Genomic DNA, 3,593 nt, shown 5'->3' with positions numbered 1-3,593 from the left:
GCGCCGCGAATGTAGCTCATAACCTGAACGCACTTGGAGCAACTGTAGTTCCGATAGGGGTAATCGGGGACGACGCTGCCGGTGAAAAGTTGACAAGCATTTTCAATGACCTGGGAGTTTCTTGCGATGGAATTTTCACCGACTTAGACAGGAAAACAACTCAAAAAACGAGAATTATCGCGCATTCTCAGCATGTCGTGAGAGTTGACAGAGAAAAGAAAACGAATATTGGGGAAAAAACAAGGCAAAAAATCAAAGATTTTGCCAGAAAGACCATACCTGATTGCGACGCCATCCTCTTTGAAGACTACGACAAGGGACTTCTCAACTGCCAAATCATAGAGGAAATCCTGAATTTTGCACTCAGCCTCTCAAAACCCGTATTTGTAGACCCTAAATTCGACAATTTTTTCTGTTATAAAAATGTAAAACTATTCAAACCCAACGGTAAAGAACTGGAGAAAGCTACAGGGATAAAATGCGAAAATGAAGGGGATTTGACCAGGGCCGCCTTGGAAATCCAGGAGAAACAAGAAATAGAACATCTTCTTCTGACACTCGGTGAAAAAGGAATGGTGATTTTTACGAAAGGTGAAAATGAACCTCTGAAAATACCTACCAAAGCCAGAGAAGTATACGACGTAAGCGGAGCCGGCGATACAGTTATCGCGACTGTCTGCCTTTCGATGCTTTCGGAAGCAAGCATCGAAGAATCTGCCGTGATCGGCAGCCATGCCGCAGCAGTTCAGTTGAAGAAAATCGGAGCACAGACTGTCAGCGTCCAAGAAATTTTAGAGAGTTTTAAAAATCACGAATATTAATTTGTTATTATGGATAAAAAATTTTTTTATTTCGGCCCAGACAACGAAAAAATCAAGAAATCGATAGTAGAATTATCCCCAAAAGGGAAGATTGTCTTTACCAACGGATGCTTCGACATACTGCACAAAGGTCACGCTGACATATTCCAATTTTGCAAAACTTTAGGCGAATCGCTCATTGTGGGAGTGAACAGCGATGAATCCGTGAAGAGGTTGAAAGGCGAGAAAAGACCGATTCTCGGTGAAAACGAGAGGGCTTCACTCCTGTCAGCCATAAAATACATTGACTGTGTAATTGTTTTCTCCCAAGACACGCCGTTTGAATTGGTGAAGTTTATTGAACCGGATTTGATTGTAAAAGGAGGAGACTACGGCGCGGATCAAGTGGTTGGCAGCGATATCGTCTCCGAGACGCGTATATTCCCTCTCGTGGAAGGGGCCGGCACTTCCATAATAATTGAGAAAATTGTCGAAAGGTACTGCGGAAAGGAGAACCGATGAGAATTGAAGAACATCCGATTCTCGAATTCAAAAGAAAAAAGCAAATACATTTTTTTTTCGAAGGTCAAAAGCTTGAGGCGTTCGAAGGCGAGACTGTAGCAGCCGCTTTAATCGCCAATAAAATAGTCAGTTTTCGATTCACCGAGAAACACCAAAGGCCGAGAGGACTTTTTTGCAGCGTAGGTAAATGCGCGAGCTGTCTTATGGTAGTCGACGGGAAACCGAACGTAATGACTTGCATCACCCCTGTGAGGGAAGGTATGAAAGTTGAAAGGCAAAAAGGCAAAGGGGATATAGCTTGAAATCAAAAACAGAAATCGCAGTGATTGGCGGAGGACCAGCCGGTCTTTCAGCAGCCGAAGCGGCTTCTTCATACGGACTTAAAGTCGACCTCTTTGACGACAACTACATTCTCGGCGGTCAACTTGTAAAACAGACCCATAAATTTTTCGGTTCCAAAGAGCATCTTTGCGGCTTTAGAGGCATGGACATAGCCAGGACTCTGATTGAAAACAGCAAGATAAAAGGCGTGAATATTCACATGCAGGCAAGCGTTACTGGGATATACGGGAACATCATTGGGATTGCATATCCGGACAGATTTGAGGAAGTTGAAGCTGAAGCCATTATAGTCGCCACTGGCGCTTTTGAAAATTCAATCAACTTCCTGAACAACGATTTGCCGGGAGTTTACGGAGCAGGCGCCATTCAGACGCTTATGAACGTGTTTGGAGTCCTTCCCGCGAAAAAAGTTTTAATGGTAGGATCGGGAAATATCGGACTTATAGTGTCATACCAGCTCAAGCAGGCAGGTGTCGATGTCGCCGCTGTTGTCGAAGCGCTTCCCCGAGTCGGCGGCTACCTCGTTCATTCAGCCAAACTCAGAAGGATGGGTGTGCCAATTTACACAAGGCATACAATTTTGAGCGCCGAAGGAAACGCCGAAAGCGGCGTGACAGCCGCGACAATCTCGGAAATAGACGAGAATTATTCGCCAATAGGCGGGACGGAAAAATGTTTTGAAGTCGACTCGGTATGCCTTGCCGTTGGTTTGACCCCTCTATCCGACCTCCTCGAACTTGCCGGATGCAAGATGAAAATTGTCCCTGAACTAGGCGGTAAAGTTGCCGTTCATGATATAAACATGAATACAACTCGCAGAGATGTTTTTCTCTGCGGCGATGTCTCGGGAATCGAAGAGGCGGTCACCGCAATGCTCGAGGGAAAACTTGCAGGTCTTTCCGCCGCTTTATTCCTCAGAGAACACAAAAAAGACCAAATACAGCAATCAAGAGAGATCATTCTTGAACAGTTGAAATTGTTCAGAGATGGCCCTTTTGGAGCCAAAGCGACAAACGGAAACCTCAAATTAATCGGAGAGATTTCAAATGAAAAATAAATGGGCTGAAACAGGAATCCCTGACAGAGAATCTCTTGCTAAATCAATGCCCGAAAAGGAGCTCCTTATCGTTTCCCCAAGAGCAGTCGTAGAATGTTTTCAGGAAATTCCATGCAATCCCTGCACCGATGCATGCCCTCGAAAAGCCATAAAAATAACAGGAGGAATAAACAAAATCCCTTCCATAGACCATTCTGCCTGCAACGGGTGTTCAATCTGCGTATACCAATGTCCCGGGCTGGCGATTTTTGTCGTAGGTCTTGACAGAGAGGATACCTCAAAGGGCTTTGTCTCGATACCCTACGAAATGCTGCCTCTTCCGGCTGTAAACGAAGTTGTAGACGTTTTAGACAGGGAAGGTGCTGTCATTGCCCAGGGAAAAGTCCTGCGAGTCAACAAATCCAAGACCACAGACAAAACCGCCGTCGTCACGATAGAGATCCCCTCCAATCTTCTCGACAAAGCTAGGTTTTTCTCCCCGAAGAGAGGTTGTAAATGAAAGAAATTAGAATAATATGCAGGTGTCAAGACGTAACAGAGGACGAGATAGTCGAGGCTATCAAAAAATACGATCTAAAAAGCGTCGATGAAGTCAAGAGAGTTACAAGGGCAGGCATGGGACATTGCCAGGGAAAAACCTGCCGAAAACTCGTGGAGGCGATCCTTATTAGAATAAACGGATACTTACCAGACGAAAATGAACAACCCGTTTCAAGACCTCCCGCGAAAGCCATTCCTATTAAATTCATCGCTGATTCTGAAGAACCTTTTGAATCCGTTGTAGAAAGAGGCAGAGGAGGTCAGCATGGCTAATCTTCCGAAAACAGCGGATTGCGTCATAATCGGGTCCGGGATTATAGGGACATCGATAG

Annotated in this window: 4 protein-coding genes and 1 pseudogene; all 5 read left to right on the top strand. The window is 45.1% G+C overall.

Features of this window, described 5'->3' with window-relative positions; genetic code table 11:
• On the top strand, positions 1–821 hold an 821-nt coding region (locus JXA84_10155; protein MBN1151564.1), incomplete at its 5' end, for a D-glycero-beta-D-manno-heptose-7-phosphate kinase.
• Positions 822–830: 9 nt separating this feature from the next.
• Positions 831–1,322: an adenylyltransferase/cytidyltransferase family protein gene (locus JXA84_10150; protein ID MBN1151563.1), complete on the top strand. Its 492-nt coding sequence runs from the start codon at positions 831–833 to the stop codon at positions 1,320–1,322.
• Positions 1,319–2,721 (top strand): annotated as a pseudogene (locus tag JXA84_10145) (FAD-dependent oxidoreductase). The gene JXA84_10150 and the pseudogene JXA84_10145 overlap by 4 nt, the downstream one beginning before the upstream one ends.
• Positions 2,711–3,220, top strand: a complete 510-nt coding sequence (locus JXA84_10140) for a 4Fe-4S binding protein (GenBank protein ID MBN1151562.1) — start codon at positions 2,711–2,713, stop codon at positions 3,218–3,220. The pseudogene JXA84_10145 and the gene JXA84_10140 overlap by 11 nt, the downstream one beginning before the upstream one ends.
• Positions 3,217–3,534 carry a (2Fe-2S)-binding protein gene (locus JXA84_10135; protein ID MBN1151561.1) on the top strand — a complete coding sequence of 106 codons (318 nt, stop codon included), beginning with the start codon at positions 3,217–3,219 and terminating at the stop codon, positions 3,532–3,534. The genes JXA84_10140 and JXA84_10135 overlap by 4 nt, the downstream gene beginning before the upstream one ends.
• Positions 3,535–3,593 lie beyond the last annotated feature (59 nt).

It is taken from the genome of candidate division WOR-3 bacterium (genome assembly GCA_016926475.1).
Lineage (GTDB): Bacteria > SDB-A > SDB-A > SDB-A > SDB-A > JAFGIG01.
This window is presented reverse-complemented; position numbering and strand designations above follow the sequence as displayed.